Source organism: Pseudarthrobacter sp. PvP090 (genome assembly GCF_040547365.1).
In the GTDB taxonomy this organism is placed as follows: Bacteria; Actinomycetota; Actinomycetes; order Actinomycetales; family Micrococcaceae; genus Arthrobacter.
The window spans coordinates 19,737-43,226 of sequence record NZ_JBEPPO010000006.1 but is presented as its reverse complement, the minus strand read 5'-3'; the positions used below and the strand labels follow the sequence as shown (position 1 = coordinate 43,226).

Annotated in this window: 24 protein-coding genes and 1 riboswitch; of the genes, 19 read left to right on the top strand and 5 right to left on the bottom strand. The window is 67.7% G+C overall.

Annotated elements, in window-relative coordinates; genetic code table 11:
• Nucleotides 1-44 precede the first annotated feature (44 nt).
• Nucleotides 45-1,256, top strand: coding sequence for a signal recognition particle-docking protein FtsY (gene ftsY / locus ABIC21_RS08385; RefSeq protein WP_354349951.1), 1,212 nt, complete (start codon nucleotides 45-47; stop codon nucleotides 1,254-1,256).
• A gap of 99 nt (nucleotides 1,257-1,355) precedes the next feature.
• Here ftsY and ABIC21_RS08380 read toward each other — a convergent pair whose 3' ends face one another.
• Nucleotides 1,356-2,990, bottom strand: coding sequence for a hypothetical protein (locus ABIC21_RS08380; protein WP_354349950.1), 1,635 nt, complete (start codon nucleotides 2,988-2,990; stop codon nucleotides 1,356-1,358).
• 131 nt (nucleotides 2,991-3,121) lie between these two features.
• Nucleotides 3,122-4,369 (bottom strand): MFS transporter, encoded by a 1,248-nt coding sequence (locus ABIC21_RS08375; RefSeq protein WP_354349949.1) that lies wholly within the window; start codon nucleotides 4,367-4,369, stop codon nucleotides 3,122-3,124.
• Nucleotides 4,370-4,614: 245 nt separating this feature from the next.
• Between ABIC21_RS08375 and ABIC21_RS08370 the strand changes: the two genes are divergently transcribed.
• Together ABIC21_RS08370 and ABIC21_RS08365 are read left to right on the top strand one after the other, a co-directional pair.
• Nucleotides 4,615-5,985, top strand: a complete 1,371-nt coding sequence (locus tag ABIC21_RS08370; protein WP_354349948.1) for an ammonium transporter — start codon at nucleotides 4,615-4,617, stop codon at nucleotides 5,983-5,985.
• Nucleotides 5,982-6,320 (top strand): P-II family nitrogen regulator, encoded by a 339-nt coding sequence (locus ABIC21_RS08365; RefSeq protein ID WP_024366371.1) that lies wholly within the window; start codon nucleotides 5,982-5,984, stop codon nucleotides 6,318-6,320. The genes ABIC21_RS08370 and ABIC21_RS08365 overlap by 4 nt, the downstream gene beginning before the upstream one ends.
• Before the next feature lie 94 nt (nucleotides 6,321-6,414).
• On the opposite strand, the gene ABIC21_RS08360 is transcribed toward ABIC21_RS08365, so the two are convergent.
• On the bottom strand, nucleotides 6,415-7,803 hold the full coding sequence (locus ABIC21_RS08360; RefSeq protein ID WP_354349947.1) for a glucose-6-phosphate dehydrogenase: 1,389 nt from the start codon (nucleotides 7,801-7,803) through the stop codon (nucleotides 6,415-6,417).
• Nucleotides 7,804-7,955: 152 nt separating this feature from the next.
• On the opposite strand from ABIC21_RS08360, the gene ffh reads away from it, so the two are divergent.
• Together ffh and ABIC21_RS08350 are read left to right on the top strand one after the other, a co-directional pair.
• Nucleotides 7,956-9,545 (top strand): signal recognition particle protein, encoded by a 1,590-nt coding sequence (gene ffh / locus ABIC21_RS08355; RefSeq protein ID WP_354349946.1) that lies wholly within the window; start codon nucleotides 7,956-7,958, stop codon nucleotides 9,543-9,545.
• 59 nt (nucleotides 9,546-9,604) lie between these two features.
• On the top strand, nucleotides 9,605-10,354 hold the full coding sequence (locus tag ABIC21_RS08350) for an alpha/beta fold hydrolase (RefSeq protein WP_354349945.1): 750 nt from the start codon (nucleotides 9,605-9,607) through the stop codon (nucleotides 10,352-10,354).
• Here the strand turns inward: ABIC21_RS08350 and thiC are convergent.
• Nucleotides 10,351-12,120: a phosphomethylpyrimidine synthase ThiC gene (thiC, locus tag ABIC21_RS08345; protein WP_354349944.1), complete on the bottom strand. Its 1,770-nt coding sequence runs from the start codon at nucleotides 12,118-12,120 to the stop codon at nucleotides 10,351-10,353. The genes ABIC21_RS08350 and thiC overlap by 4 nt on opposite strands.
• A 48-nt stretch (nucleotides 12,121-12,168) precedes the next feature.
• Nucleotides 12,169-12,276, bottom strand: a riboswitch (TPP riboswitch).
• Nucleotides 12,277-12,354: 78 nt separating this feature from the next.
• On the opposite strand from thiC, the gene ABIC21_RS08340 reads away from it, so the two are divergent.
• From ABIC21_RS08340 to ABIC21_RS08285, 12 genes are all read left to right on the top strand, one after another.
• Nucleotides 12,355-13,437 carry an amidohydrolase family protein gene (locus tag ABIC21_RS08340; protein WP_354349943.1) on the top strand — a complete coding sequence of 361 codons (1,083 nt, stop codon included), beginning with the start codon at nucleotides 12,355-12,357 and terminating at the stop codon, nucleotides 13,435-13,437.
• Between the two features lie 100 nt (nucleotides 13,438-13,537).
• The gene (locus ABIC21_RS08335) at nucleotides 13,538-14,413 is read left to right on the top strand and encodes a VOC family protein (protein WP_354349942.1); all 876 of its coding nucleotides are present in this window, start codon (nucleotides 13,538-13,540) and stop codon (nucleotides 14,411-14,413) included.
• Nucleotides 14,414-14,729: 316 nt separating this feature from the next.
• Nucleotides 14,730-15,167 carry a hypothetical protein gene (locus tag ABIC21_RS08330; protein WP_354349941.1) on the top strand — a complete coding sequence of 146 codons (438 nt, stop codon included), beginning with the start codon at nucleotides 14,730-14,732 and terminating at the stop codon, nucleotides 15,165-15,167.
• Nucleotides 15,168-15,371: 204 nt separating this feature from the next.
• Nucleotides 15,372-15,794, top strand: coding sequence for a 30S ribosomal protein S16 (gene rpsP / locus ABIC21_RS08325; RefSeq protein WP_024366590.1), 423 nt, complete (start codon nucleotides 15,372-15,374; stop codon nucleotides 15,792-15,794).
• A 1-nt stretch (nucleotide 15,795) separates the two neighbouring features.
• A complete protein-coding gene (locus ABIC21_RS08320; RefSeq protein WP_224046810.1) occupies nucleotides 15,796-16,038 on the top strand; it encodes an RNA-binding protein in 243 nt (80 codons plus the stop codon).
• Between the two features lie 113 nt (nucleotides 16,039-16,151).
• Nucleotides 16,152-16,763, top strand: a complete 612-nt coding sequence (rimM, locus tag ABIC21_RS08315; RefSeq protein ID WP_354349940.1) for a ribosome maturation factor RimM — start codon at nucleotides 16,152-16,154, stop codon at nucleotides 16,761-16,763.
• Nucleotides 16,764-17,573 carry a tRNA (guanosine(37)-N1)-methyltransferase TrmD gene (gene trmD / locus ABIC21_RS08310; protein WP_354349939.1) on the top strand — a complete coding sequence of 270 codons (810 nt, stop codon included), beginning with the start codon at nucleotides 16,764-16,766 and terminating at the stop codon, nucleotides 17,571-17,573.
• Between the two features lie 229 nt (nucleotides 17,574-17,802).
• The gene (gene rplS, locus ABIC21_RS08305; protein WP_354349938.1) at nucleotides 17,803-18,162 is read left to right on the top strand and encodes a 50S ribosomal protein L19; all 360 of its coding nucleotides are present in this window, start codon (nucleotides 17,803-17,805) and stop codon (nucleotides 18,160-18,162) included.
• Nucleotides 18,163-18,279: 117 nt separating this feature from the next.
• Nucleotides 18,280-18,960 carry a signal peptidase I gene (gene lepB / locus ABIC21_RS08300; protein ID WP_354349937.1) on the top strand — a complete coding sequence of 227 codons (681 nt, stop codon included), beginning with the start codon at nucleotides 18,280-18,282 and terminating at the stop codon, nucleotides 18,958-18,960.
• Nucleotides 18,961-19,824: a signal peptidase I gene (gene lepB, locus ABIC21_RS08295; protein WP_354349936.1), complete on the top strand. Its 864-nt coding sequence runs from the start codon at nucleotides 18,961-18,963 to the stop codon at nucleotides 19,822-19,824. It begins immediately after the preceding gene.
• Nucleotides 19,825-19,835: 11 nt separating this feature from the next.
• Nucleotides 19,836-20,507 carry a ribonuclease HII gene (gene rnhB, locus ABIC21_RS08290; RefSeq protein WP_354349935.1) on the top strand — a complete coding sequence of 224 codons (672 nt, stop codon included), beginning with the start codon at nucleotides 19,836-19,838 and terminating at the stop codon, nucleotides 20,505-20,507.
• Nucleotides 20,508-20,601: 94 nt separating this feature from the next.
• Nucleotides 20,602-20,928, top strand: coding sequence for a DUF2469 domain-containing protein (locus ABIC21_RS08285; RefSeq protein WP_069952106.1), 327 nt, complete (start codon nucleotides 20,602-20,604; stop codon nucleotides 20,926-20,928).
• A gap of 21 nt (nucleotides 20,929-20,949) precedes the next feature.
• On the opposite strand, the gene ABIC21_RS08280 is transcribed toward ABIC21_RS08285, so the two are convergent.
• Nucleotides 20,950-21,303, bottom strand: a complete 354-nt coding sequence (locus ABIC21_RS08280; protein WP_354349934.1) for a hypothetical protein — start codon at nucleotides 21,301-21,303, stop codon at nucleotides 20,950-20,952.
• 238 nt (nucleotides 21,304-21,541) lie between these two features.
• On the opposite strand from ABIC21_RS08280, the gene ABIC21_RS08275 reads away from it, so the two are divergent.
• Nucleotides 21,542-21,898, top strand: coding sequence for a YraN family protein (locus ABIC21_RS08275; protein ID WP_354349933.1), 357 nt, complete (start codon nucleotides 21,542-21,544; stop codon nucleotides 21,896-21,898).
• Complete coding sequence (locus ABIC21_RS08270; RefSeq protein ID WP_354349932.1) at nucleotides 21,899-23,446, top strand: YifB family Mg chelatase-like AAA ATPase; 1,548 nt, start codon at nucleotides 21,899-21,901, stop codon at nucleotides 23,444-23,446.
• The last annotated feature ends 44 nt before the right edge of the window (nucleotides 23,447-23,490 follow it).

Below are 23,490 nucleotides of genomic sequence, written 5' to 3'. Positions count from 1 at the left end.
TTCAGGCTCCGCGCCGGCTTTCCGGTTTGTGAGAAGCTAGGGGAGTGAACGACATCCTCCCCATTCTTCTGCCCATTCTCGCCGCCCTGGTGGTGCTCGGTGCACTCATTCCGGTCCTGATGAAGACCCGGAAAAACATCACCAACTACCCCGGAAAGCGTGACGAGAACGATCCAGTGGCGCCCGTCGCCGGAGGCGGAACCCTCCTCGAGGACCGCCCTGCCCCGACGCGTGAACGCCCGGCCCCGGGCTCCATTGACCATGCAGGCCCGGAAACAGTCGAAGTCCCGGATGACGTTGCAGGCCTGGAAATCGTTCCGGTCGAAACGCCGCTGCCGGTGGCCGGCCGCCTGATCCGCCTGCGCGAACGCCTGGTCCGCTCCAACAACATCCTAGGCAAGGGCCTGCTGGCGCTGCTGTCCGCGGACAAGATCGATGAGAACGTCTGGGATGAGGTCGAGGAAACCCTCCTGCTCGCCGACCTCGGCACCGAGCCGACCCTGCAGCTGGTGGATGCGCTCCGCGAACGCGTCAAGGTGCTCGGGACCCGCTCTCCGGAGCAGGTCAAAGCGCTGCTGCGGGAGGAACTCATCAAGCTGGTGGACCCGACGATGGACCGCAGCCTGCGGGTCGAACGCCACGCCGACAAACCCGCCGTCGTGCTCGTGGTGGGCGTCAACGGCGTCGGCAAAACCACTACGGTGGGCAAGCTCGCCCGCGTGCTCGTCGCCGAGGACAAGGATGTGCTGCTGGGGGCCGCGGACACCTTCCGCGCCGCCGCCGCCGAGCAGCTCGCCACCTGGGGCCAGCGCGTCGGCGTCGCCACCGTGAAGTCCGACGTCGACGGCGCGGACCCGGCATCGGTCGCCTATGAAGCGGTCAAGGCCGGCATCGACCAGGAAGTCGACGTCGTGATGATCGACACCGCCGGGCGCCTGCAGAACAAGGTGGGCCTGATGGACGAACTCGGCAAGGTCAAGCGTGTCATCGAGAAGCTCGCGGAGGTGGATGAAGTGCTCCTGGTCCTCGACGCCACGACGGGACAGAACGGCCTGAACCAGGCCCGGGTCTTCGCCGAGGTCGTGAACATCACCGGCATCGTCCTGACCAAGCTGGACGGCACGGCCAAGGGCGGCATCGTGGTGGCCATCCAGAAGTCGCTCGGCGTTCCGGTCAAGCTGGTCGGTCTCGGCGAAGGGGCAGACGACCTCGCCCCGTTCGACGCCGAGAGCTTCGTGGACGCCATCCTGAACTAGCTCCGCCGCAGTAGCGCCTTAAACCCGACTGGCTCCCAGCTGATGCCCGCCCGGACTTCCGGAAGCGGCATCAACTGGGAGCCAGTCGCTTTGTGGTGCCTAGTAGGTGAAGTTGAGGACGGTGACGGTGCCCGCCGTCAGCTGGAACTTCTGTGTTTCGGACCCATAGGCGAAGCCCGGGACGGTGGGGCGCTCAGCGACGGGCCGGGCCGGGGCCTTGGCGCCATCGACGAGGGTGCTGTCCTGCGCCGAGTAGCTGGGTCCCGTCATCTGGGTCATTGTCCCGGTGAGCGGCCGGCCGGGCAGTTCGAGGCTGACCTGGGTCGGGGCGCTCTTTTCCGGGTCATTTTCGTTAACGATGACGACGCTGGTGCTTCCGTCAGCCTGCTGGAGCGCGTAGGAGTAAACCAGGCCTCCGCCGGACTGGTCCAGTTTCAGGAAACTTCCGCCGCTCAGTCCCGCGGCCAGGGAGAGGCCGAAATAGGGGGCCTCTTCGAACAGCGTGCCGTCGGGCCGCAAGTAGGCTCCGCCGGAGCAGATGGGGGACATCGGAGGGCCTCCCTTGCACGTGATCAGTGAGCTGTGGAACCCCAGCCGCTGGATGCCCTGCTGGGCGGCACTGAGGACATAGTCCGTGCTCCACATGGCGGATGCATGGGTCGTGGTGGTTGGGTTGGCGCCGTCGCAGGCGCTGATCCCGGTCTCGGGGATCCAGACGTCCAGCCCGGCCTTCTTCCCGACGCTCAGCGCGGCCTGCTGGTACTCGATGGTGCGGTCATGCATGCGGGCACTCATCAGGTTCGCCATCGTGGGAGTGCTCTGCGGATCCTTGGCGTCGCAACTTGAGAGCGGGTAGTGGTGGAGCGACAGAATCTTCTGCTGGGGAAGCTTCGCCTCAGCGAACGGCTCCCACCAGGTCTCCGTGTATGCGCCGGGCCCCAGAAGCGGGAGATCCGGCGCTACGGCGTGGATGGCCGTGGCATATTCGTTCAGTTCCTCCATGAAGTTGCCGATCTTCCAGGACTTGGCCCGAACGGAGCTCGTGGGGAAACCGTTGGGCTCGTTGCCGACCGTGATGCTCACGAGCCGTGCACCGAAAATCCGCGTCGCATGCTTGGCCAAGTCGGCTGCCCTGGCCGGATTGTAGTGGCCCAGGTCCACGGTGAGGCTGATCGTGGCATCGGCAGCCGTCAGAAGGCCATTGATCCGCTCCAAATCTGCGGGGGAGACCGCTTTGACCGGACGGGGCCGGTCCCCTTTATAACCGGCCGGCACAGGTTCGCCAGTTGAGGTCCAGAACATCCTGCGGTCGACCGAACTTCCGCCAAAGCGGAGGAGCGGTTTGCCCAGTCCCTTGAGGACGGACACAATCTCCGGGTTGTCGCCCCGGAGGTTCGCATCCGCCAGGTCTGTGGATTCGAGTGACAGCCCGACGATCCCGTCGGGCAGTGAAGCCCCGGTTTTCGCCGCCGAAACGCCGATCTGGAGGGGTTCGACAGCCTCGAGGGGTGAACCGGCCGGCGGGCCCTGCTGTTCGTAGTACGTGACCGCGGGAGCCGGGGGCAACGCAGCCGCCGAGGCAGGGTCCGAGCTTGCCGACGGCGCGGGAGTCGCAGTTGCGTCACCTGCCGCGTCGGGCCTCAGGAAAAACGCCAGCACCATGATCACAACGAGGACCGCGACTGACGAGACGACGATGAGGGGACGGAGCTTGTGGCGCTTCGTTCCTGCCACGTCCTCAGGACTGCTTTCGTGGGCGTGTCTGGGCAAGGGGGCTTGGGGTGGCATATCGGTATTCTCTCCAGCTCTTGGGCGGCATCTCCTTCCAGCCTAGCGAAATCCTGGCGGCGTGTTGACCGAGGCGGTCACGCGCCGCGCGCCGCCGGCCGGTGGAACGTCTCCCGGGCCAGCAGCCAGCCCGCGGCGGCCGCGACCAGGACGCCGCCGGTGACACCGAAAGCCCAGCCATAGCCCAGCCGGTCCGCGAGAAGCCCGGCAAGCACCGGTCCGATGATCGCGCCGCTGTCGGCGGTCATCTGGAAGATGGCCAGTACCCGCCCGCCGGAGCGCTCGTTGCCAATCACGTCGGCCATGGCTGCCTGCTGCGCGGGACCGAGCAGCCCTGAACCGATGCCGGCGACAGCGGTCGCCACAAGGAACCAGAGCAGATCGTGCGTGAAGCCGATGGCCGCCGTTGCGGTTCCCGTGACCAGCAGTCCGGAGACCATCATGGGTTTCCGGCCCAGGCTGTCCGCGAGTTTGCCGGAGAACGTCAGCGCCACCGCGTTGGCCGCGGCGAACATGGCCAGAGCCCAGCCCGCCGATTCCGGCCCCGCGTTCAGGGCGGCGACGGCGAAGAGCGGCACCGTGGCCATCCGCACGCCGAAGGTCGCCCAGCCGTTAGCGAAGCTGGAGAACAGCCCCGCCCGGTACGCGCTGTCACGCAGCGCCTCGCGCAGCTCCATCGCCGGCGCCGTAGTCCCGTCCGGGCGGGACGCCGCCGGCACATGGCTGAGCTGGGTCTGCACCACGAGCGCCGCCAGGACCAGGGCGGCCGCGTAGACGAGGAACGGCACCCGCAGGCCGAAGCCGGCCAGCAATCCGCCCACGACCGGCCCGCACACATTGCCAATGAGGAACGCCGAGGCATAGGCCCCGGACACCCGGCCGCGGCTCTCCGGCGGCGCCAGCCGGACCACCAGGGCCATCGACGCCACCGTGAACATCACCGACCCGGCACCGCCGAGGCCGCGGAAGATGAGCAGTTGCCAGTAGTCCTGTGCGAAGGCACACGCCGCCGTCGACGCCGCCACAATCAACAGGCCGGCCACGTAGACCGGCCGTTCGCCGAGCCGCACAATCAGCGCACCACCGGCGGGAGCGAACACCAGCCGCATAAAGGCGAAGATGCTCACGATCACGGCAGCCGCCGTCGCGCCGACGTCGAAAGTGGTGGCGAACTGGGGGAGGACCGGTGCCACGAGACCGAAGCCGAGGGCGATGAGGAAGGCGGCCACCAACATCACCTTGATGTCCCGGGGCAGCACCGCCTTGCCGTGGGTCCGGGTGCCGGCCTGCGGCGGGGATCCCGCGGGGCGGGGCGTCTTGCTCATGGCGGTGGCTTCCTGGTGATACGGGCGGTGGAGGAGGGATGTTGGAACGCGTGAAACATAACCGTAACAAGAACGATTTGCACCATTTACTTCCGGGAGGTTCTTGTAACAACCCGGCAATCTAAATCCTCCGCCAGCGAAACACGTCGACGACAAACTCTTCTTAGAACGCAAACCGCGTTGAGGCACGCGGAGAACTCCGCAACATCTTTTAGATCGCATCTAAGCAAGGGAGGACGTGCACCATGGAACTTACCGCAGGTCACGTATGGCTGATGGTGGCAGCAGCGCTCGTGCTGTTCATGACACCAGGACTCGCATTTTTCTACGGCGGCATGACGCGCGCCAAAGCCGCACTGAACATGATGATGATGAGCTTCATCTCCATCGGCATGGTCGGTGTGGTCTGGGTGCTCTGGGGCGCCTCGATGAGCTCCGGCGAGGGCTTCATGCAGATGGTGGGAAACCCGTTCGCCACCTTCGGGCTGGAGGGCATCGACACTCCTGACGGACTCATCAAGGTCGGCTACGCAGCCACCTTCGCCATCATCACCGTCGCCCTGATCAGCGGCGCGATCGCTGACCGCGCCAAGTTCGGCGCCTGGACCGTCTTCGTCCCGGTCTGGGTCACCCTGGTGTACTGCCCGCTGGCCTACATGGTCTGGGGCGGCGGGCTGTTCGGCCCGGAAGGCGCAATCGGCCAGGCCCTCGGCCCGGCGATCGACTTCGCCGGCGGCACGGTTGTCCACATCAACGCCGGTGTTGCAGCACTGATCCTCGTGCTGATCATCGGCAACCGCAAGGGATTCGGCAAGGACCCCAACCACCGCCCGCACAACATCCCGTTCGTCATGCTCGGTGCTGCGATCCTGTGGTTCGGCTGGTTCGGCTTCAACGGCGGCGCAGCAACGACGGCAGAACAGGGCGGCCTGATCTGGGTCAACACCCTCGCAGCCCCCGCCGCGGCAATGCTCGGCTGGCTTATCACGGAGCGTATCCGCGACGGTCACCCGACCTCGCTCGGTGCCGCTTCCGGTGTGGTTGCCGGCCTCGTCGCCATCACCCCGGCCTGCGCCAACGTCAGCCCTGTCGGCGCCCTGGCCCTCGGCCTGATCGCCGGTGCGGCTTCCGCCCTGGCCGTCGGCCTCAAGTTCCGCTGGGGCTTTGACGACTCGCTCGACGTCGTCGGTGTCCACCTCGTCTCGGGCATCATCGGCACCGTGGCACTGGGCTTCATCGCCCTCCCGGCCGACGGTGTTGGCGGCGGCCTGTTCTACGGCGGCGGACTCACCCAGCTGTGGGCCCAGCTCGCCGCGGCCGGCATCGCCATCGCCTACTCCGCAGCGATGACCGCAATCATCGCCTTCGCCATCCACAAGACCATGGGCTTCCGGGTTTCCCAGGAGCAGGAAGTCGTGGGTGTGGACCTTAGCCTGCACGCCGAAACCGCCTACGAATTCGGCGTCGGCGGCCACGGCGGAAGCTTCACCCCGCTGCACGAACTCATCACCGGCAAGGCCCAGGGCGACGCCGCGGCGGCCCCGGCCGAGACGGTGGACGCTTCGTCCAACGGTAAGAAGACCGCAGCAGCAGGTAAGGAAAGTGTGGAGGCATGAAACTGATCACAGCAATCGTCCGGCCGGAAAAGCTCGACACCATCCGCGAGGGCCTTGAGGCCTACGGAGTGCAGGGCCTCACCGTCAGCGCGGCCAGCGGCTACGGCCGGCAGCGGGGCTACACCGAGGTGTACCGCGGCGCCGAATACAACGTCGACCTGCTGCCCAAGATCCGGGTAGAGGTCCTGGCCACCGACGAACAGGCGGACGACATCCTCGATGTCATCATCGCCAGCTCGAACACCGGCCGGGCCGGTGACGGCAAAGTCTGGACGATGGATGTGTTCGAAGCCGTGCGGGTCCGCACCGGAGAACGCGGTTCGGCCGCTATCTAACCGTCAGCTTCACACAACAAGGCGGGCCGGGAACCTGGAAAGGTACCCGGCCCGCTTTTGTGTGTCTGGCCGGCTGAAACGACGGCCGCGGCCCTCAGTCCCGCCAGCCTTCCGGCCCGGCGCTCCCGGCGGCGTACTCCTCCAGCGGTGCGCTGTCCCTGGACCAGGCCTTGAGGACGGGTTCCAGGATCCGCCAGCAGTCTTCCGCGGTGTCGGCACGGACGGAGAGGAGGGGATCGCCGGTCAGGACACCCTCCAGGACCTCCCCGTAGGGCAGCAGCTCGGACGCGCTGAGCTCGGCCTTCAGGGTGGCACGGTCCAGGGCGAGGACATCGCCGGGGCCGTTCACGTCGACGTCGAACTGCAGGGTGTCCGGACCGAAGCCGATCCTCAGCTGGTTGGGGGAGTCCACCCCGCTGAAGCCCTTGGGCAGGTGCGGCACCGGCCGGAAGGTCACCACCGCTTCCTTGCGTTTGACGCCCAGGGCCTTGCCGGAGCGCAGGATGAAGGGGACGCCCTGCCAGCGCCAGTTGTCGATCCGCACTTCCACCTCGGCGAGCGTTTCGGTGCGCCGGGTCGGGTCCACGCCGTCCTCCCTGGCGTAGTCCGGGACCTTGCGGCCGTCGACCGATCCCGCGGTATACCGGGCGCGCCGTGTGCTTTTGGCGTAGGGTGCCTTGATGCTGCTGGCCCGCAGCACCGTGCCCACCGCGTCGCGGAGGTCCCGCTCGTCCACCGAGGCGGGCGGTTCGAGCGCCATCAGGGCCATGATCTGCAAAAGGTGGCTCTGGACCATGTCGCGGAGGGCGCCGGCGCCGTCGTAATAGCGGGCGCGGCCCTCCAGCGCGAGGTCCTCGTCAAAGACAATCTCGACCTTTTCGATGTGCTCCCGGTTCCACACCGGCTCCAGGAAGGTGTTGGCGAAGCGCAGCCCCAGGATGTTCAACACCGTCGCCTTGCCCAGGAAGTGGTCCACCCGGTGGATGTGGTCCTCCGGGACCAGGGCCGACAAGGTTTCATTCAGGTGCCGGGCGGACTCCTCGCTGGAACCGAACGGCTTCTCCATCACCAGGCGGGTCCCCGCCGGCACCTGGCCGGGGGCCAGCGCCTCGCAGGCCAGCTGGCTGACGCGCGGCGGCAGCGCGAAGTAAATGGCCACGGGCCCCTCCAGCCGGGCCAGCAGGCCGGCCAGCTCCCCGTCGGCCGTGACGTCGAGCTGGTGGTAGGCGGTGGTGTCGCGGATCCGTTTCAGCTCCCGCCGGCCGTACGCCTCGGCCTGGGAGTCGGCGTCGGCGAAGGATTCCTCGATGCGCTCCAGCCACTGATCGGGGGTCCACGCATCGGAGCCGGCGCCCACCAGGGTCAGGCCGTCGGCGCGTCCCCGGGACACGAGCCGGGCCAGACCCGGCAGCAGGAGCCGCCCGGTGAGGTCGCCCGAGGCGCCGAGGATGAGCAGGGTTTTTACAGTTGTTTGGCTGGTCACCTAAGTCAGCATGCCATCTTGAAGGCGCGTCTTGGTACCCTAGATAGTCGAGTCCCGTTGTCGAGGCAGTTCGTTCCGGCGAACATCAGTCGCGACGCTGGCGTGCCGGACCGGCCGCCATCTGTAGATCCACTGAAAGAAGTGCACGGCGCGTGTTCAATTCACTCTCTGACCGGTTGACAGCAACCTTCAAGAATCTCCGTGGCAAGGGCCGCCTGACCGAGGCGGACGTTGACGCCACGGTCCGCGAAATCCGGCGCGCCCTCCTGGACGCCGACGTTGCCGTGCCCGTGGTCCGCGAATTTACCGGCCGCGTGCGCGAGCGTGCCCTCGGCGCCGAAGTCTCGGCCGCCCTGAACCCCGGCCAGCAGATCGTGAAGATCGTCAACGAGGAGCTCGTCGAGATCCTCGGCGGCGAGACCCGCCGGATCCGCCTCGCGAAGACCGGACCCACCATCATCATGCTCGCCGGCCTCCAGGGTGCCGGCAAGACCACCCTGGCCGGCAAGCTGTCCAAGTACCTCAAGGCGCAGGGCCACAGCCCCCTCCTGGTGGCCTGCGACCTGCAGCGTCCCAACGCGGTGACCCAGCTCCAGGTTGTCGGCAAGCGCGCCGGCGTGCCCGTTTTCGCCCCGCACCCGGGAGCGACTTCCACCGAACTGGAGCACCCGGCCGGAGACCCGGTCTCGGTCGCCCGTGCCGGCGTCGAGGAAGCCCGCCGCACGCTGCACGACGTCGTGATCGTTGACACCGCGGGCCGGACCGGCGTGGACGCCGAGATGATGGAACAGGCGCGTCAGATCCGCCGCGCCATCGTTCCGAACGAAGTGCTGTTCGTGGTCGACGCCATGATCGGCCAGGACGCCGTCAACACGGCCATGGCCTTCGACGAGGGCGTGAACTTCACGGGCATCGTGCTCTCCAAGCTCGACGGCGACGCCCGCGGCGGCGCCGCGCTGTCCGTCTCCTCGGTCACCGGCAAGCCCGTGATGTTCGCGTCCACCGGCGAAGGCCTGGACGACTTCGAGCTCTTCCACCCGGACCGCATGGCCTCGCGCATCCTCGACCTCGGTGATGTGCTCACCCTGATCGAGCAGGCGGAGAAGTCCTGGGACAAGGACGAAGCTGCCCGCATGGCGAAGAAGTTCGCCGACCAGGAAGACTTCACCCTCGACGACTTCCTCGCTCAGATGCAGCAGATCCGCAACATGGGTTCCATGAAGAAGATGCTCATGATGATGCCCGGGGCGCAGAACATCCGGCAGCAGCTCGAGCAGTTCGACGAGCGTGAGATCGACCGCGTCGAGGCGATCGTGCGGTCCATGACACCGCATGAACGCGTTGCCCCGAAAATCATCAACGGCTCCCGCCGGGCCAGGATCGCCCGCGGCTCCGGTGTGCACGTCTCCGAGGTCAACGGCCTGCTGGAACGTTTCGCGCAGGCCCAGAAGATGATGAAGAAGATGGCTGCCGGCGGCGGCATGCCCGGAATGCCGGGAATGCCCGGCATGGGAGGCGGCGGCGGGGCCCGCAAGGGCGCCAAGAGCGCACCCAAGAAGAAGGCCCGCTCCGGCAACCCGGCCAAGGCCGCCCAGGAACTCAAGGATGCCCAGGCCCGCCGGGCCGAAGGCGCCAAGGCCCTCCCGACCGGTGCCGCGTTCGGCCAGCAGGGCGGCGACTTCGATCCCTCCCAGCTGAACCTGCCCAAGGGCTTCGACAAGTTCCTCGGCGGCGGCAAATAAGGCCCTGCCGGCCGAGATGTCGCCGGCCCATTGCCGGTGCGGTGTCATAGGGTTAGACCATGTACAAGCCTCGCGTAGTCTTCGTCCACGGGGCGGGCAGCTTCGGTGCTGCCGCGTGGCCGAAACAGCACGGAATGGCGCTGGACTACGATGCGCTGTTCCTGCGCCGCCACGGGTATGACCCCGTCGCCGAGCCGCTGGAAACGGACTTCGACGCCGACGCCGCCATCGTCCTTCGTGCGCTGGCCAACGATGGCCGCGGCGAGGCCGGCGGCCACGTCGTCGCGCACTCGCAGGGGGCCATCGCCGCGATGATGGCCGCCGTGGAACGCCCGGACCTGGTGCAGTCGCTGACTCTCGTGGAGCCGGCCTGCCTCTCGCTCACCGCGGAGCTCCCGGCGACGGCGGCGCACCGTGCCCTGATGCAGCCGCTCTTCGCGGTCCGCCACCACCTGAGCGACGAGGATTTCCACCGTGAATTCGTCCGCCGGGTGTTCGCCGCCCACACCCCGGCGCAGGCGACCCTTGGCGCCCCCAGCCCGGAAGACCAGCGGGAGGCGCGCCGCCTGCGCCTGCAGGTTCCGCCCTGGGAAGCGCCGCTGCAGATTGTCCCCGGCGTCCCCACCCTGGTCCTGACCGGCGGGTGGGAACCGCTCTATGAAGAGATCGCAGGCTACCTGCGTGAGACCGGCGCCCTGCACCGCACGGCGGCGGGCGGGCACCGGCCCCAGGATTCAGCGGAGGGGAACCGGGTCATCCGGGCGTTCATCGCCGACGTCGGCCGGCAGCAGCACGCCCACGCCTCTTAGCCGGCGGGTCCGCCCACGGCGGGCGCCGGCAGGTAGACCTTGCCGCCCGAGGCGATGAACTCGTTGCTCTTTTCCCGCATTCCGGCCACCAGCGCGGCCTGCGGATCCGCGGAGCCGTATTCGTCCCGGATGTCCTGGCTGATCCGCATGGAGCAGAACTTGGGCCCGCACATCGAGCAGAAATGTGCCGTCTTGGCCGGCTCCGCGGGGAGCGTCTCATCGTGGAACGCCTCGGCTGTCACCGGGTCCAGGGATAGCGCGAACTGGTCCCGCCAGCGGAACTCGAACCGTGCCTTGGACAGGGCATCGTCGCGTTCATGGGCACCGGGGTGGCCCTTCGCGAGATCGGCGGCGTGGGCGGCGATCTTGTAGGTGATCACCCCGGTCTTGACGTCGTCCTTGTTGGGCAGTCCCAGGTGTTCCTTGGGCGTGACGTAGCAGAGCATCGCGGTGCCGTACCGGGCAATCTCGGTGGCGCCGATCGCCGAGGTGATGTGGTCATAGCCGGGGGCAATATCGGTGACGAGCGGCCCCAGCGTGTAGAACGGGGCGCCCTTGCACAGTTCCTGCTGGCGCTCCACGTTTTCCCGGACGAGGTGGAACGGCACATGCCCGGGCCCCTCCACCATGACCTGCACATCGAAGTCCCAGGCCCGCTGCGTGAGCTCGGCCAGGGTGTCCAGCTCGGCGAACTGCGCCGCGTCGTTGGCATCCGCGGTCGCTCCGGGCCGCAGCCCGTCACCCAGCGAGAACGCGACGTCGTAGCGGGCGAAGATCCGGCACAGCTCATCGAAGTGGGTGTACAGGAAGTTCTCCTGGTGGTGGGCCAGGCACCAGCCGGCCATGATCGCCCCGCCGCGGGACACGATGCCGGTGACCCGGTTGGCCGTCAGCGGCACATAGCGCAGCAGCACTCCGGCGTGGATGGTCATGTAGTCCACCCCCTGCTCGCACTGCTCGATCACGGTGTCCCGGAAAATCTCCCAGGTCAGGGCGTTCGCCTCGCCGTTGACCTTCTCCAGCGCCTGGTAGATCGGGACCGTGCCGATGGGCACGGGGGAGTTGCGGATGATCCATTCGCGCGTCGTGTGGATGTCGTCCCCGGTGGAGAGGTCCATGACGGTGTCCGCGCCCCACTGGGTGGCCCACTGGAGTTTATCGACCTCCTCCGCGATGGAACTGGTCACGGCCGAGTTGCCGATATTGGCGTTGATTTTCACCAGGAACGCCTTGCCGATGATCATCGGCTCGGATTCGGGGTGGTTGACGTTGCCGGGGATGATGGCACGGCCTGCCGCTACCTCGGAGCGGACCAGTTCGACGTCGCAGTTCTCGCGCAGCGCGACGAACCGCATCTCCTGCGTGATCAGCCCCTCCCGCGCGTACCGCATCTGCGTGACCGTCCTGCCCCCGACGGCGCGGCGAGGCACTGTGCGGCCGCCTCTCCACTCGGCCGATGCTGCGCCCCGTCGCACTGCCGACTTGCCGTCGTCGAGCAGATCCCGGCCCCGGCCGTCGTAGGGTTCGGTGTCCCCCCGCGACTCAATCCAGGGGGCGCGGAACGGCTCCAGCCCGCGGACCGGGTCGCTGCCCGGGCCCGCGGTGCGGTACACGCGGAACGGGGCATTGGCGGCGCCGCCGGGGGAGTCTGCCAGCGCGATTTCCGTCACCGGAACGCGGATGCCGTGTTCGGCGTCCGTGGTGAAAGCCAGGGAATGGGACGTCAACGACTCGGTGGGTGCGGGAGGCTGATCTTGTCGTGGCACTTCCAGGACTGCTTCATTGTGGACAGGGCTGTGCTGTGTCGATTGCGTCGTCACGGAATACTCACTTCCTTCGCCGGCATTACCCGGACAGGTTCAACGGTCGCAGGCTGCGTCAGCCCGATCTCAGCCCCTGCAAGGGCACCCGTGTGGTCGTAGACGAAGCTACCACAGGCCGTGCGGTGGGCCGCCGCGTGTGACGACGCCGGGGCCGGGCCGCAGTCTAGGCTTAAAGCCATGACCCGCATCATCGAGTTCAGCGGCACCGTCCTCACCGGCCCCGAAACAGAACACCAGGGCCTGTGGTCCGTGGACGGCCTGCTGAGCTTCGACCGTCCGGCCGCCGCGCCGGACCTTGTGCTGGACGGCTGGGTCATCCCCGGGCTGGTCGACGCGCACTGCCACATCGGCCTCGGCCCCGGCGGGGACGTGGCCGGGCCGGCCGCGGAAGAACAGGCCCGGGCCGACCGCGACGCCGGCACCCTGCTGGTCCGCGACGCCGGCGCCGTGCATGACACCCGCTGGCTCCAGCGGCGCGCCGACATGCCCCGCATCATCCGTGCGGGCCGGCACATCGCCCGGACGCGGCGCTACCTCCGGGGCTTCGCCGTCGAGGTTGAACCCGAGGGCCTGGTCGAGGCCGTGCGCAAACAGGCCCGCGCCGGCGACGGCTGGGTCAAGCTCGTGGGGGACTGGATCGACCGCGACGCCGGCGACCTCGCCGCCAGCTTCCCGGCCGGGACGCTGAAAGACGCCGTCGCGGCCGCCCACGATGAAGGCGCCCGCGTGACGGCGCACTGCTTCGCCGAGGGCACACTCGATGACATGCTCGACGCCGGGATCGACTGCATCGAGCACGCCACGGGCCTGCTCCCCAGGCACCTGCCGCGGTTCGTCGAACAGGGTGTGCCGATCGTGCCCACCCTCATCAACATCGCCACGTTCCCCGACATCGCCGCGCAGGCCGGGGCCAAGTTCCCCCGGTACGCCGCGCACATGCGGGAACTCTGGGAGCGCCGGGCGGAACGCGTCCTGGCAGCCTTCGAAGCCGGCGTCACCATCTACGCCGGGACGGACGCCGGCAGCGTCATCAAACACGGGCGCATCGTCGACGAGCTCCGGGCGCTGCACGCCGCCGGACTCCCCGCCACGGCCGCCCTCGACGCCGGCGGCTGGGCCGCGCGGGACTGGCTCGGCGCGGACGGGATCACCCCCGGCGCCGGCGCCGACGTCCTGGTCTGCGCCGAGGACCCGCGGAGCAACCTGGCCACCCTGCAGGATCTCCGGCACATCGTGCTGCGCGGAGAACTGGTCCGCTGAAACCATTCCGCCCCATTAGGAATAAATTGAAGCTTCAAGTAATTTTAACTGTATGAAGGTCATCGACGGTCGGTGGCCACTGAAGCACCGGAGCGATCACATGACTGCAGAAAACAGCACCCAGGATCTTCTTCCCGCCGAACTCACCATGGGCGCCGTGATGCTCAAGGTCGGCGACATGAAGCTCATGACCGACTACTACCAGCGGGCCCTCGGCCTTGACATTGTCGCCGAGCAGGACGGCGGACTCTACCTCGGCCGCCGGCAGAAGCCGCTGGTGCACCTCGCCCCGGCGCCCGGGCTCACTCTCCCCTCCCGCGGCGAGGCCGGCCTCTTCCACACCGCCCTGCTATTCGAGGACCAGCCGTCCCTCGCCGCGACCGTCGCCAGCGCGGCACAGTTTGAGCCGCAGTCCTTCACCGGCAGTGCCGACCACCTCGTCAGCGAGGCCTTCTACTTCAACGATCCCGAAGGCAACGGCATCGAGCTCTACTGGGACCGGCCCCGCGACGCCTGGTCCTGGGACGGCTCCACCGTGGTTATGGACAGCCTGGCCCTGCCGCCGCAGCGCTACCTGGAACAGTTCCTCACCGAGGAATCCGTGACCGGCCAGCGCGAGGCCGAGGCCGGCGTCGGGCATGTCCACCTGCAGGTCGGTAACGTCCAGTCCGCCCAGGACTTCTACGTCGGAACGCTCGGGTTCGAAAAGACCGCCGGCTGGCACGGGCAGGCGCTGTTCGTCTCGGCCGGCGGCTACCACCACCACATGGCCATGAACGTCTGGAACAGCCGCGGCGCCGGACCCCGCCGGGACACCCTGGGCCTCGGCGAGGTGCTGATCGAAGTACCGTCCGGTGACGACGTCGGCGCCCTCGCCGACCGCCTCAGGACCGCCGGGGTCCAGTCCCACCACACCGGGGCCGAACTTCGCTTTGAGGACCCGTGGCGCAACCGCATCCGCGTCGCCGTCCGCTGAGTGCCCGCTGTTCCGGCCACCCGCCGCCCCAGCCACCCAGCCCCAGCCACCCAGCCACCCAGCCCCAGCCACCCAGCCACCCAGCCCCAGCCACCCAGCCACCCAGCCCCAGTGGGACATGCCCAGTTTTCGCTGACCGGAACGCGGGGCATGTCCACCGGCCGCGGCCAGGAGCGGACATAGTGGCATTATGTCCACTGGCCGCGGTCAGGGGAGGGCATGTCCAGCCGGAGTGCCGGGCAGGCCGGAGCGGCTACGCTGAAGTGACGCCAAAAAACAGCGGCCCAGCGCCGCCGGACAGCTAAGGACGAGCTCCATGGGATTCACCGAAGTCTTTGTTTCCACCCACGATGAAGCCCTCAAACGTGCTGCCGCCCTCGACGGCGGGGCCCCGGCGGCCTCCGGGGCCGTCCGGATTGCGGAGATCAGCGACTTCGAAGTCGAGCGCCTAGGCGACCTGGCCGGTACTGCCGTCCACGCCTCCGGCGCCGACTACGAGCTCGCGATGGTGGATGTCGCCAGCGACTCCCTGCTCGGCGTGCCGCCGGCGATGGTCCGTGCCCTGGCGGAGCTGCTCAGCTACGAGACCGAGGGCGAGGGCAACGTCCTGGACGACGTCGCCGAAAGCTGGGCCGCCGAAGAGGACATGCCCTTCGGTGCCGAGCAGGCAACCCGCTACGTCCGGCAGCTCGCCGAACTGGCCGCCGCCGTCGATCCAGCCAGCAAATCCGGCCTCTACGTCTGGACTTCCTGACCCGCTTCATCCCCCAAAAGAACCGGCTGCGGGTGTCAAGTCGAATTCCCGCCGCTGATCTGGCACAATAAACAGGTACTCGATCTGCGTGGCCCCTCTCTCCGCGTCCGGATCTTGTCCTTTTAGAACCCCCTAGTACGGCCCGCCCCACGGGTGCAGAACGCCGGGCTCGACCCCGTTTCAGAAACAGGAGTGACCACAAAAGTGGCCGTAAAGATTCGCCTTAAGCGCTTTGGCAAGATGCGCGCACCGTACTACCGCATCGTCGTCATGGACGCACGCTCCAAGCGTGACGGCCGTGCCATCGAAGAGATCGGCAAGTACCACCCGACCGAAGAGCCCTCGTACATCGAGGTCGACACGGACCGTGCCCAGTACTGGCTCGGCGTCGGCGCACAGCCGTCCGAGCAGGTTGCCGCGATCCTCAAGATCACCGGTGACTGGCAGAAGTTCAAGGGTCTCCCGGGCCAGGAGGGCACCTTGAAGACCAAGGCTCCCAAGGCTGCCTTCGTTACCCCGGAAAAGGGTTCCGTGATCATCCCGGAAGCCATCACCAAGAAGGCCAAGAAGGACGATGCAGCCGAGGCTCCCGCCGACGCCGAAGCAGAGACCACCGAGGCTGAGTAAATTGCTGGCAGAAGCGCTCGAACACCTCGTCCGCGGGATCGTTGACAGTCCTGACGATGTCAAGGTCAGTGCGAAGAACAACCGCCGCGGGGACACCCTCGAAGTGCGCGTTCACCAGGACGACCTCGGACGGGTAATCGGCCGCCAGGGCCGCACAGCACGCGCTTTGCGCACTGTGGTGGCAGCACTGGCGGATGGCGAGCCGGTCAGGGTCGACGTCGTCGACACCGACCGCCGCCGGTAACGCTTCCAGCAACACTTGTCTTGAGTCCGGCCCCTTCACCAGATAATGGTGGAGGGGCCGGACTGTTTTCCCCCGCAGCTCCACCCAAACACCAACCCCGAACAGAGGAACAGATGCAGCTTCAGGTGGCACGAATCGGCAAGCCCCACGGCATCCGCGGCGAAGTGACCGTCCAGGTGCTTACCGATGCGCCCGGCGACCGCTTCGTCCCGGGAACCCAGTTCGTGGTGGAGCCTGCCTCGGCCGGCCCGCTCACCATCCTCAGCGCCCGCTGGAACAAGGACATCCTGCTGCTCGCCTTCGAGGAGATCGAGACCCGCAACGAGGCGGAGGCTGTCCGCGGCGCCAAGCTGTTCATCGAAACGGAGGAACTCGACGACGATGACGATGACGAGGGCTGGTACGAGCACGAGCTCGAGGGCCTGGCGGTCCGCGTCGGTGACCAGGTGGTCGGCAAGGTTTCCGGCCTCCACACCCTCCCGGTCCAGGATCTGCTGGTCGTCACCGCCACGGACGGCAAGGAAGTCCTGATCCCCTTCGTCGAGCAGATCGTTCCCGAGGTCAACGTCGGGGAGGGCTACATCCTGGTCACCCCGCCGCCGGGCCTTTTCGAGGTCAACGCCGAGGATGAGTCCACGTCCGGCGGTCAGCCTGCCGGCGACCAGCAGGCGTCCGAAGCTCCCGCCGGCGCTGAAGGCCGCGCCGACACCGGGGACAACGCCTAAATGAGGGTCGACGTCGTCAGCATCTTCCCTGAGTACCTGGCGCCGCTGGAACTCTCGCTGATTGGAAAGGCGCGCCAGGACGGGCTGCTCGAGCTCAACGTCCACGACCTCAGGGACTTCACCACGGACCGCCACCGGACCGTGGATGACACCCCGTACGGCGGCGGCGCCGGTATGGTCATGAAACCCGAGCCGTGGGCCCAGGCCCTGGCCGCCGTCGCGGCGGACCGCCCCAACGACGCGGCCAGGCCGGTCCTGATTGTGCCGTCACCGGCGGGGGAGCGGTTCACCCAGGCGACCGCCCAGGAACTTGCCGGGGAAGAGCGGCTGGTGTTTGCCTGCGGCCGTTACGAGGGCATCGATGAGCGCGTGATGGAATGGGCGGCCGGGCACTTCACCGTGCGGCCCATGAGCCTGGGCGACTACGTCCTCAATGGCGGCGAAGTGGCGGTGCTGGCGATGGTGGAGGCCATCGGGCGCCTGCTGCCCGGCGTCGTCGGCAATCCCGAGTCCCTCGTGGAGGAGTCACACTCGGACGGGCTGCTGGAGTACCCCGTCTACACCAAGCCCTCCAGCTGGCGGGACCGCGAGGTCCCGGCGGTGCTGCTCAGCGGCAACCACGGCAAGATCGCCCAGTGGCGACGGCACGAGCAATACCGGCGCACCGCTGAACGCCGGCCGGACCTGCTGGAGCAGTTCGACGCCGCCAAGCTGCCCCGCGCGGACCGCACCGCCTTCGCGGACCTCGGCTACGACGTCGTCGACGGCCGTCTCAAGCGCCGCGCGGACGCCGGTGGGGATTCCGCCTGACCGGATTGGCTGGAAGGCCCCGGATGTGGCAAAATTAGTCCTTGTGCCTGCTGGGTGCGAACCTGCCACAGGGGGAGCGTCACCAACAGTGCGGCACCCCGGTCCCGTCAATTCCTGACGGAGCCGGATTCAAAAATTTTCGGCGGGAATTTCCGGGCCGCAATTGTGCCCGGGCTTGGCCGCCGTGACCCCACGTGAAGGACCTGTGGCGTTCACCAGGAGTGAATCAATGCATATCCTCGATTCAGTAGACGCAGCCTCGCTGCGCACCGATGTTCCCGTCTTCCGCGCGGGTGACACCCTCAAGGTTCACGTGAACATCATCGAAGGCAAGAACTCCCGCGTCCAGGTCTTCCAGGGCTTCGTCCTGGGCCGCCACGGCGACGGCCTGCGCGAAACCTTCACCATCCGCAAGGTCTCCTTCGGCGTTGGCGTGGAGCGTACCTTCCCGGTGCACTCCCCGATCATCGAGAAGATCGAGCTCGTCTCCAAGGGTGACGTGCGCCGCGCCAAGCTGTACTACATGCGCAACCTGCGTGGCAAGGCCGCGAAGATCAAGGAAAAGCGCGACTTCCAGACCGCAAAGTAAGACTTTTCCGGCTTCCGCCGGAGTCTTCCACCGCGGGTCCACGGACCGTGTCCGGCCAGCGCCGGAGCATCCGCAACAGCGCTGTTCAGTTGAGAAAAGCGTCAGAGGATACGGATCATGGAACACACAAAACGCCAGCCCAGGAAACTCGGCTGGCGTTTTGTGTTGCTGGCCGCGGTGCTGGCCGTGCTCATCAGCGGACTGGTCCGCTCGTTATGGCTCGACGTCTACTACATCCCCTCCGCCTCGATGGAGCCGATGTTCCGCGAGGGGGACCGGATCCTCGTCTCGCGCACGGACTTCGGCGCCGAGCCGGTGGGCCGCGGCGACATAGTCGTCTTCGACGGCCGAGGCTCGTTCGCGCCGCTGAACAGCGGCAACGGTCCCGTCCTGGACTTTCTTGGCGGCGTCGGGCACTGGGTCGGCCTCTCCGGAGGCGACACCACCTACATCAAACGCGTCATCGGGCTCCCAGGTGACCACGTGGTCTGCTGCGACGCCGGCGGCGGGCTCACAGTCAACGGCCAGCAAGTTGCAGAACCCTATCTCTTTGAGGGTGACGCCCCGAGCGAGCTGAAATTCAGCGTGATCGTGCCCGCGGGGCGGCTCTGGCTGATGGGGGACCACCGCTCCCTGTCGGCCGACTCCCGCAGTCTCCTCGGCGCCCCCGGCGGAGGCATGGTGCCGCTGGACCGGGTGATCGGAAGACCCGTCCAGATCATCTGGCCGATTGATAGATTTACAGCAGTGGGACGGCCCGACAAGGCCGCCACAACGACAGCGAAGAACGGACAGTAGATGCCCGAGACCGGACCCCGGACTCCAGATCCGCGGGGGCAGGACCAGCCCCGGGTCGCCTCCTCAGCGGTCCCCGCCGCGGAGCACCCTGCTGTGCCTGACGTCCGCGCGGATCATGCGTTCACCGGCGGCCCTGCCCATGCGGGAACCGCGTCGAAGCGCGCGCGCCGGGCGAAGTCCCGGGAGCGCCACAGCCCGCTGTTCCTCTGGGCCAAGGAAGTGGCCACCGTGGTGCTGGTCGCCATCGTGCTGTCCTTCCTGATCAAGACCTTCCTGTTCCGGGCGTTCTACATCCCGTCGGAGTCCATGGTCAGCACCCTGGACGTGAACGACCGCATCTTCGTGAACCTCCTGGTCCCGGAGCCGTTCGCCCTGGAGCACGGCGACGTCGTGGTGTTCAGGGACACCCAGGGCTGGCTAGTTCCCATGGCGGAGAAGGAAGCGGGGCCCTTCACCTGGGTCCAGGACGGGCTGACGTTCATTGGCCTGCTCCCGGACAACTCGGAGCAGCACCTCGTCAAGCGCGTCGTGGGACTGCCCGGGGACCGCGTGGCCTGCTGCGACGCCGGCGGCAGGATCATGGTCAACGGCACCCCCGTGGACGAGCCCTACATCAACCCCGCCGAAGTGCCCCAGGTCCGCGAATTCGACGTCGTGGTCCCCGAAGGAAAGGTCTGGGTCATGGGTGACAACCGGAACCATTCCGCCGATTCGCGCGCCCACACGGACAGCAACGGCGGCTTCGTCGACATCGCAGACATCGAAGGCAAGGCCGCCGTCGTCGCCTGGCCGCTGAACCGTATCACCGCCCTCGACAACTACCCGGACGTCTTCCGCGACGTGCCCGCCCCGGCCGGAAAGTAGCGGCTGACGTCATGTCCGAAGCCCCCACGCTCGACTACGAACGGCGCTTCCGCAGCTCCGGCGCCCGGCTCCTGGCCGGCGTCGACGAGGTGGGCCGCGGCGCCCTTGCCGGGCCTGTTAGCGTGGGAATCGCCGTTGTGGACCTCCACCAGCAAACGCTGCTGGCCGATGTGCGGGACAGCAAGCTGCTCAAAGTGGCGGACCGCGAACGCCTGGTGCCCCTGGTCCGCAGCTGGAGTGTGGCCTCGGCCGTCGGGCATGCCTCCGCGCATGAGATCGACGCGCTCGGCATCGTCGCCGCGCTCCGGCTCGCCGGAACCCGTGCCTGGCTCGCGGTCCTGGCCGCCGGGGTGGTTCCGGACGTCGTTCTGCTGGACGGCAGCCACAACTGGCTTTCACCCGATGCCCAGCCGTCCCTGTTCGACGACGGCCCGGTGGAGCCCGGCTGCGACGCGCCGGTGCACACGCTGGTCAAGGCCGACATGCAGTGCCTGAGCGTCGCCGCGGCGTCCATCCTGGCCAAGGTGGAGCGCGACGGCATGATGCGCGAACTGCACCACGAATACCCCGCCTTCGGCTGGGACGAGAACAAGGGCTACGGCACCGCCGCCCACAAGGACGCGCTCCGCGCCGCCGGGCCCACGCCCTACCACCGGGTGAGCTGGCAGCTGCTCGCGGACTGACGCCGCTCCGTACCCGCCCGGACGGCAACGGCGCCAAGGTGGCGCGGGACGGACTGTGGCGCGCGGGGCGTGCCGGATGGTGCAAGATGGAACCATGAGTGCCGAGGACCTTGAAAACTATGAGACCGACATGGAGCTGCAGCTCTACCGCGAATACCGCGACGTTGTCGGGCTGTTCAGCTATGTGGTCGAGACCGAACGGCGTTTCTATCTTGCCAACCACGTTGACCTCCAGGCGCGCAGCGCCGACGGCGAGGTCTACTTCGACCTGACGTTGCAGGACGCCTGGGTCTGGGACGTCTACCGCTCCGCCCGCTTCGTCAAGAGCGTCCGCGTGATCACCTTCAAGGACGTCAACGTCGAGGAGCTCCCGCGCAGCGAGGAACTTGCCCTGCCCAAGGCCGGGGACCTCGGGAACTGACCCGGCTGACCCTCCGGCTGGCTAGTCGAGCTCCTGGAGAAACTCACCAATGCTGGCGTGCAGTTGCCTGAGGCCGAGAGTTGTCGTCCTGAGTGTGGCAGAGTCAGCGTCGTTGCTGATGTCCCGAAAGCGAAGGACCATCTCCGGACGGTCCTCCTCCGCCGGAATGTAGCTCACTTCGATGAAAATTGAGTTGATCTGATCCGGGAAGCCGGCCAAGGCCTTGAACTGCGCGGCCGCGGCCGCGAATTCAGGATTGCCGGATGGCCAGGTGTGCTGCTCACAGTGTGAGTACAGGCACCGCAGCGTGAGGCACTCGCCTGCAGCGTCATTGAGCTCGTCGCACCACGGCTCGCATGGTGAATTCTTTGTCATGTCCGTCCTCCTTGTATTGAAGCGGCTGATGCTGTTCGCTGGCGGCCCGGTGGGCGCCGGCATTTGAAGGCTACGACCGGGCCACGACAATCCCGGGCGTAAGGTTCGTGCCCGCATTCCTGGCCCGGCGTCCTGGCCCGGGACGCCGGGTTCCTGAAATGGCGCGCCCGGCCGGAGGTTTCCCACATAGCGTCTTTGGCGCCTGTGCCAGCCCCTTGCCACGGCGCACGCTGGTCTTATGAGAGCTAAAGACGTGCTGGGCCGGCGCGGGGAGGAACTCGCGGCCGGCTATCTCCAGGCCCAGGGAATGCGGATCGTGGACCGCAACTGGCGGTGTTCCGAGGGCGAAATCGACATTGTCGCGCTCGACGGCGACACCCTGGTCATCGCCGAAGTGAAGACGCGCAGGTCCCTCGCGTATGGGCATCCGTTCGAGGCCGTCGGCGTGGACAAGCTCGCCCGGCTGCACCGGCTGGCCTCTGCGTGGTGCCGGGACCATGCACTCCGTATGCCGCTGCGCCGGATCGATGTGATCGCCGTGCTCGACGACGGCGTCGGCGCCCCCGCCGTTGACCACCTCAAAGGGGTGGGGTAAGTGGCACTCGGCCGGACCTATGCGGTGGCCCTCGTGGGCCTGAACGGCTATATCGTCGAAGTGGAGGCCGACATCGGGCAGACTCTCCCGGCCTTCGTCATTCTGGGGCTTCCCGATGCCTCGCTTAACGAGGCCAGGGAACGCATCCGCTCGGCCGCCCAGAACTCCGGCATTCCGCTGAGTCGCCGGAAGATCACGGCCAACCTCATCCCGGCGTCGTTGCCCAAACGCGGTTCCGGCTTCGACCTGGCCATCGCCATGGCCGCCCTGCTGGCCTCCAACGATGTCCGGTCCACCGGCCGGACAGTGTTCATCGCCGAACTGGGCCTTGACGGCAGGCTGCGTCCTGTCCGCGGCGTCCTCGCCGCTGTCATGGCCGCGGTACGGGCGGGCTACGCCGACGTCGTCGTGGCGCAGGACAACGCCGCCGAAGCGGAACTTGTGCCCGGCGCCCGCGTGCAGGGTTACACCACACTCGCGCGCCTGGCCTTCGATTTCGGCGCCGATCCGCGAGACCTTGCCCTCGACTTCGACCCCGCCCCTGACGCTGATGAACCAGATCCTGGAGCTGAGGCGCCGTCCTTTGCGCCGCCGGACATGCGCGACGTCTCCGGGCAGGGGGATGCCCGGAGAGCGCTGGAAGTCGCCGCCGCCGGCGCCCACCACCTGCTGTTGACCGGTCCTCCGGGCGCGGGAAAAACGATGCTGGCCGAACGGCTGCCCGGGCTCCTGCCGGACCTCGGCGACGCCGAGGCAATGGAAGTGACCGCCATTCATTCACTCTGCTCACTGACCTCAGCCTCGCTGCAACTTGTGCGCAGGCCGCCGTTCGAAAACCCGCATCACACCGCCACATCCGCGGCCATCATCGGAGGTGGCTCGGGGCTGCCGAGACCCGGGGCCGCGTCCCGTGCCCACCGCGGGGTGCTGTTCCTTGACGAGGCCCCGGAATACGAGCGCCGGGTCCTCGATGCGCTTCGGCAGCCGCTGGAGAGCGGGGAACTCGTGCTGCACCGTGCGGCAGGAACTGCGGCGTACCCTGCTCGCTTCCAGCTCGTGCTCGCCGCCAACCCGTGCCCCTGCGGGAAAGCCACGGGCAAGGGCGTCGAGTGCATCTGCACGCCGACAATGCGCCGTCGGTATCTGGCCCGCCTGTCCGGGCCGCTGCTGGACAGGGTCGACATCCAGCTGCAGGTCGAGCGGGTGTCGCTGGCCGACTTTGGAATGCCCGGGGCCGAGGAGGACACCGCCACCATTGCGGCGCGCGTCCACACTGCACGGGAGCGCCAACTCGAGCGGCTGCTGCCTTTCGGCATGGAAACCAATGCGCAGGTCCCGGGCCGAGTCCTCCGGGGCGCCTTGCGGCTCGGCGCCCCTACCACCCGGATCCTGGACCACGCCATGGAACGCGGTGTGCTGACGGCCCGCGGCTACGACCGCGTGCTGCGCCTGGCGTGGACCCTGGCCGACCTGGCCCTGCGGGACATCCCGGAGCCGGACGACATCGGACTGGCTCTCAATCTTCGGCAGGCAGCCGTCGCCGCCTAACAGGATATTCCACCGGCGCGGCCGCCCAGCGCAGCGTCATCACT

Bases quoted from the DNA above. Each gene is read 5' to 3' on its own strand.
- ABIC21_RS08275 (WP_354349933.1), top strand. From the start codon at position 21,542: ATGAGAGCTAAAGACGTGCTGGGCCGGCGCGGGGAGGAACTCGCGGCC.
- trmD (WP_354349939.1), top strand. From the start codon at position 16,764: ATGAGGGTCGACGTCGTCAGCATCTTCCCTGAGTACCTGGCGCCGCTG.
- ABIC21_RS08340 (WP_354349943.1), top strand. From the start codon at position 12,355: ATGACCCGCATCATCGAGTTCAGCGGCACCGTCCTCACCGGCCCCGAA.
- ABIC21_RS08370 (WP_354349948.1), top strand. From the start codon at position 4,615: ATGGAACTTACCGCAGGTCACGTATGGCTGATGGTGGCAGCAGCGCTC.
- ABIC21_RS08330 (WP_354349941.1), top strand. From the start codon at position 14,730: ATGGGATTCACCGAAGTCTTTGTTTCCACCCACGATGAAGCCCTCAAA.
- ABIC21_RS08285 (WP_069952106.1), top strand. From the start codon at position 20,602: ATGAGTGCCGAGGACCTTGAAAACTATGAGACCGACATGGAGCTGCAG.
- lepB (WP_354349937.1), top strand. From the start codon at position 18,280: ATGGAACACACAAAACGCCAGCCCAGGAAACTCGGCTGGCGTTTTGTG.
- rnhB (WP_354349935.1), top strand. From the start codon at position 19,836: ATGTCCGAAGCCCCCACGCTCGACTACGAACGGCGCTTCCGCAGCTCC.
- lepB (WP_354349936.1), top strand. From the start codon at position 18,961: ATGCCCGAGACCGGACCCCGGACTCCAGATCCGCGGGGGCAGGACCAG.
- rimM (WP_354349940.1), top strand. From the start codon at position 16,152: ATGCAGCTTCAGGTGGCACGAATCGGCAAGCCCCACGGCATCCGCGGC.
- rplS (WP_354349938.1), top strand. From the start codon at position 17,803: ATGCATATCCTCGATTCAGTAGACGCAGCCTCGCTGCGCACCGATGTT.
- ABIC21_RS08350 (WP_354349945.1), top strand. From the start codon at position 9,605: ATGTACAAGCCTCGCGTAGTCTTCGTCCACGGGGCGGGCAGCTTCGGT.
- ABIC21_RS08280 (WP_354349934.1), bottom strand. From the start codon at position 21,303: ATGACAAAGAATTCACCATGCGAGCCGTGGTGCGACGAGCTCAATGAC.
- ABIC21_RS08335 (WP_354349942.1), top strand. From the start codon at position 13,538: ATGACTGCAGAAAACAGCACCCAGGATCTTCTTCCCGCCGAACTCACC.
- ABIC21_RS08365 (WP_024366371.1), top strand. From the start codon at position 5,982: ATGAAACTGATCACAGCAATCGTCCGGCCGGAAAAGCTCGACACCATC.
- ABIC21_RS08375 (WP_354349949.1), bottom strand. From the start codon at position 4,369: ATGAGCAAGACGCCCCGCCCCGCGGGATCCCCGCCGCAGGCCGGCACC.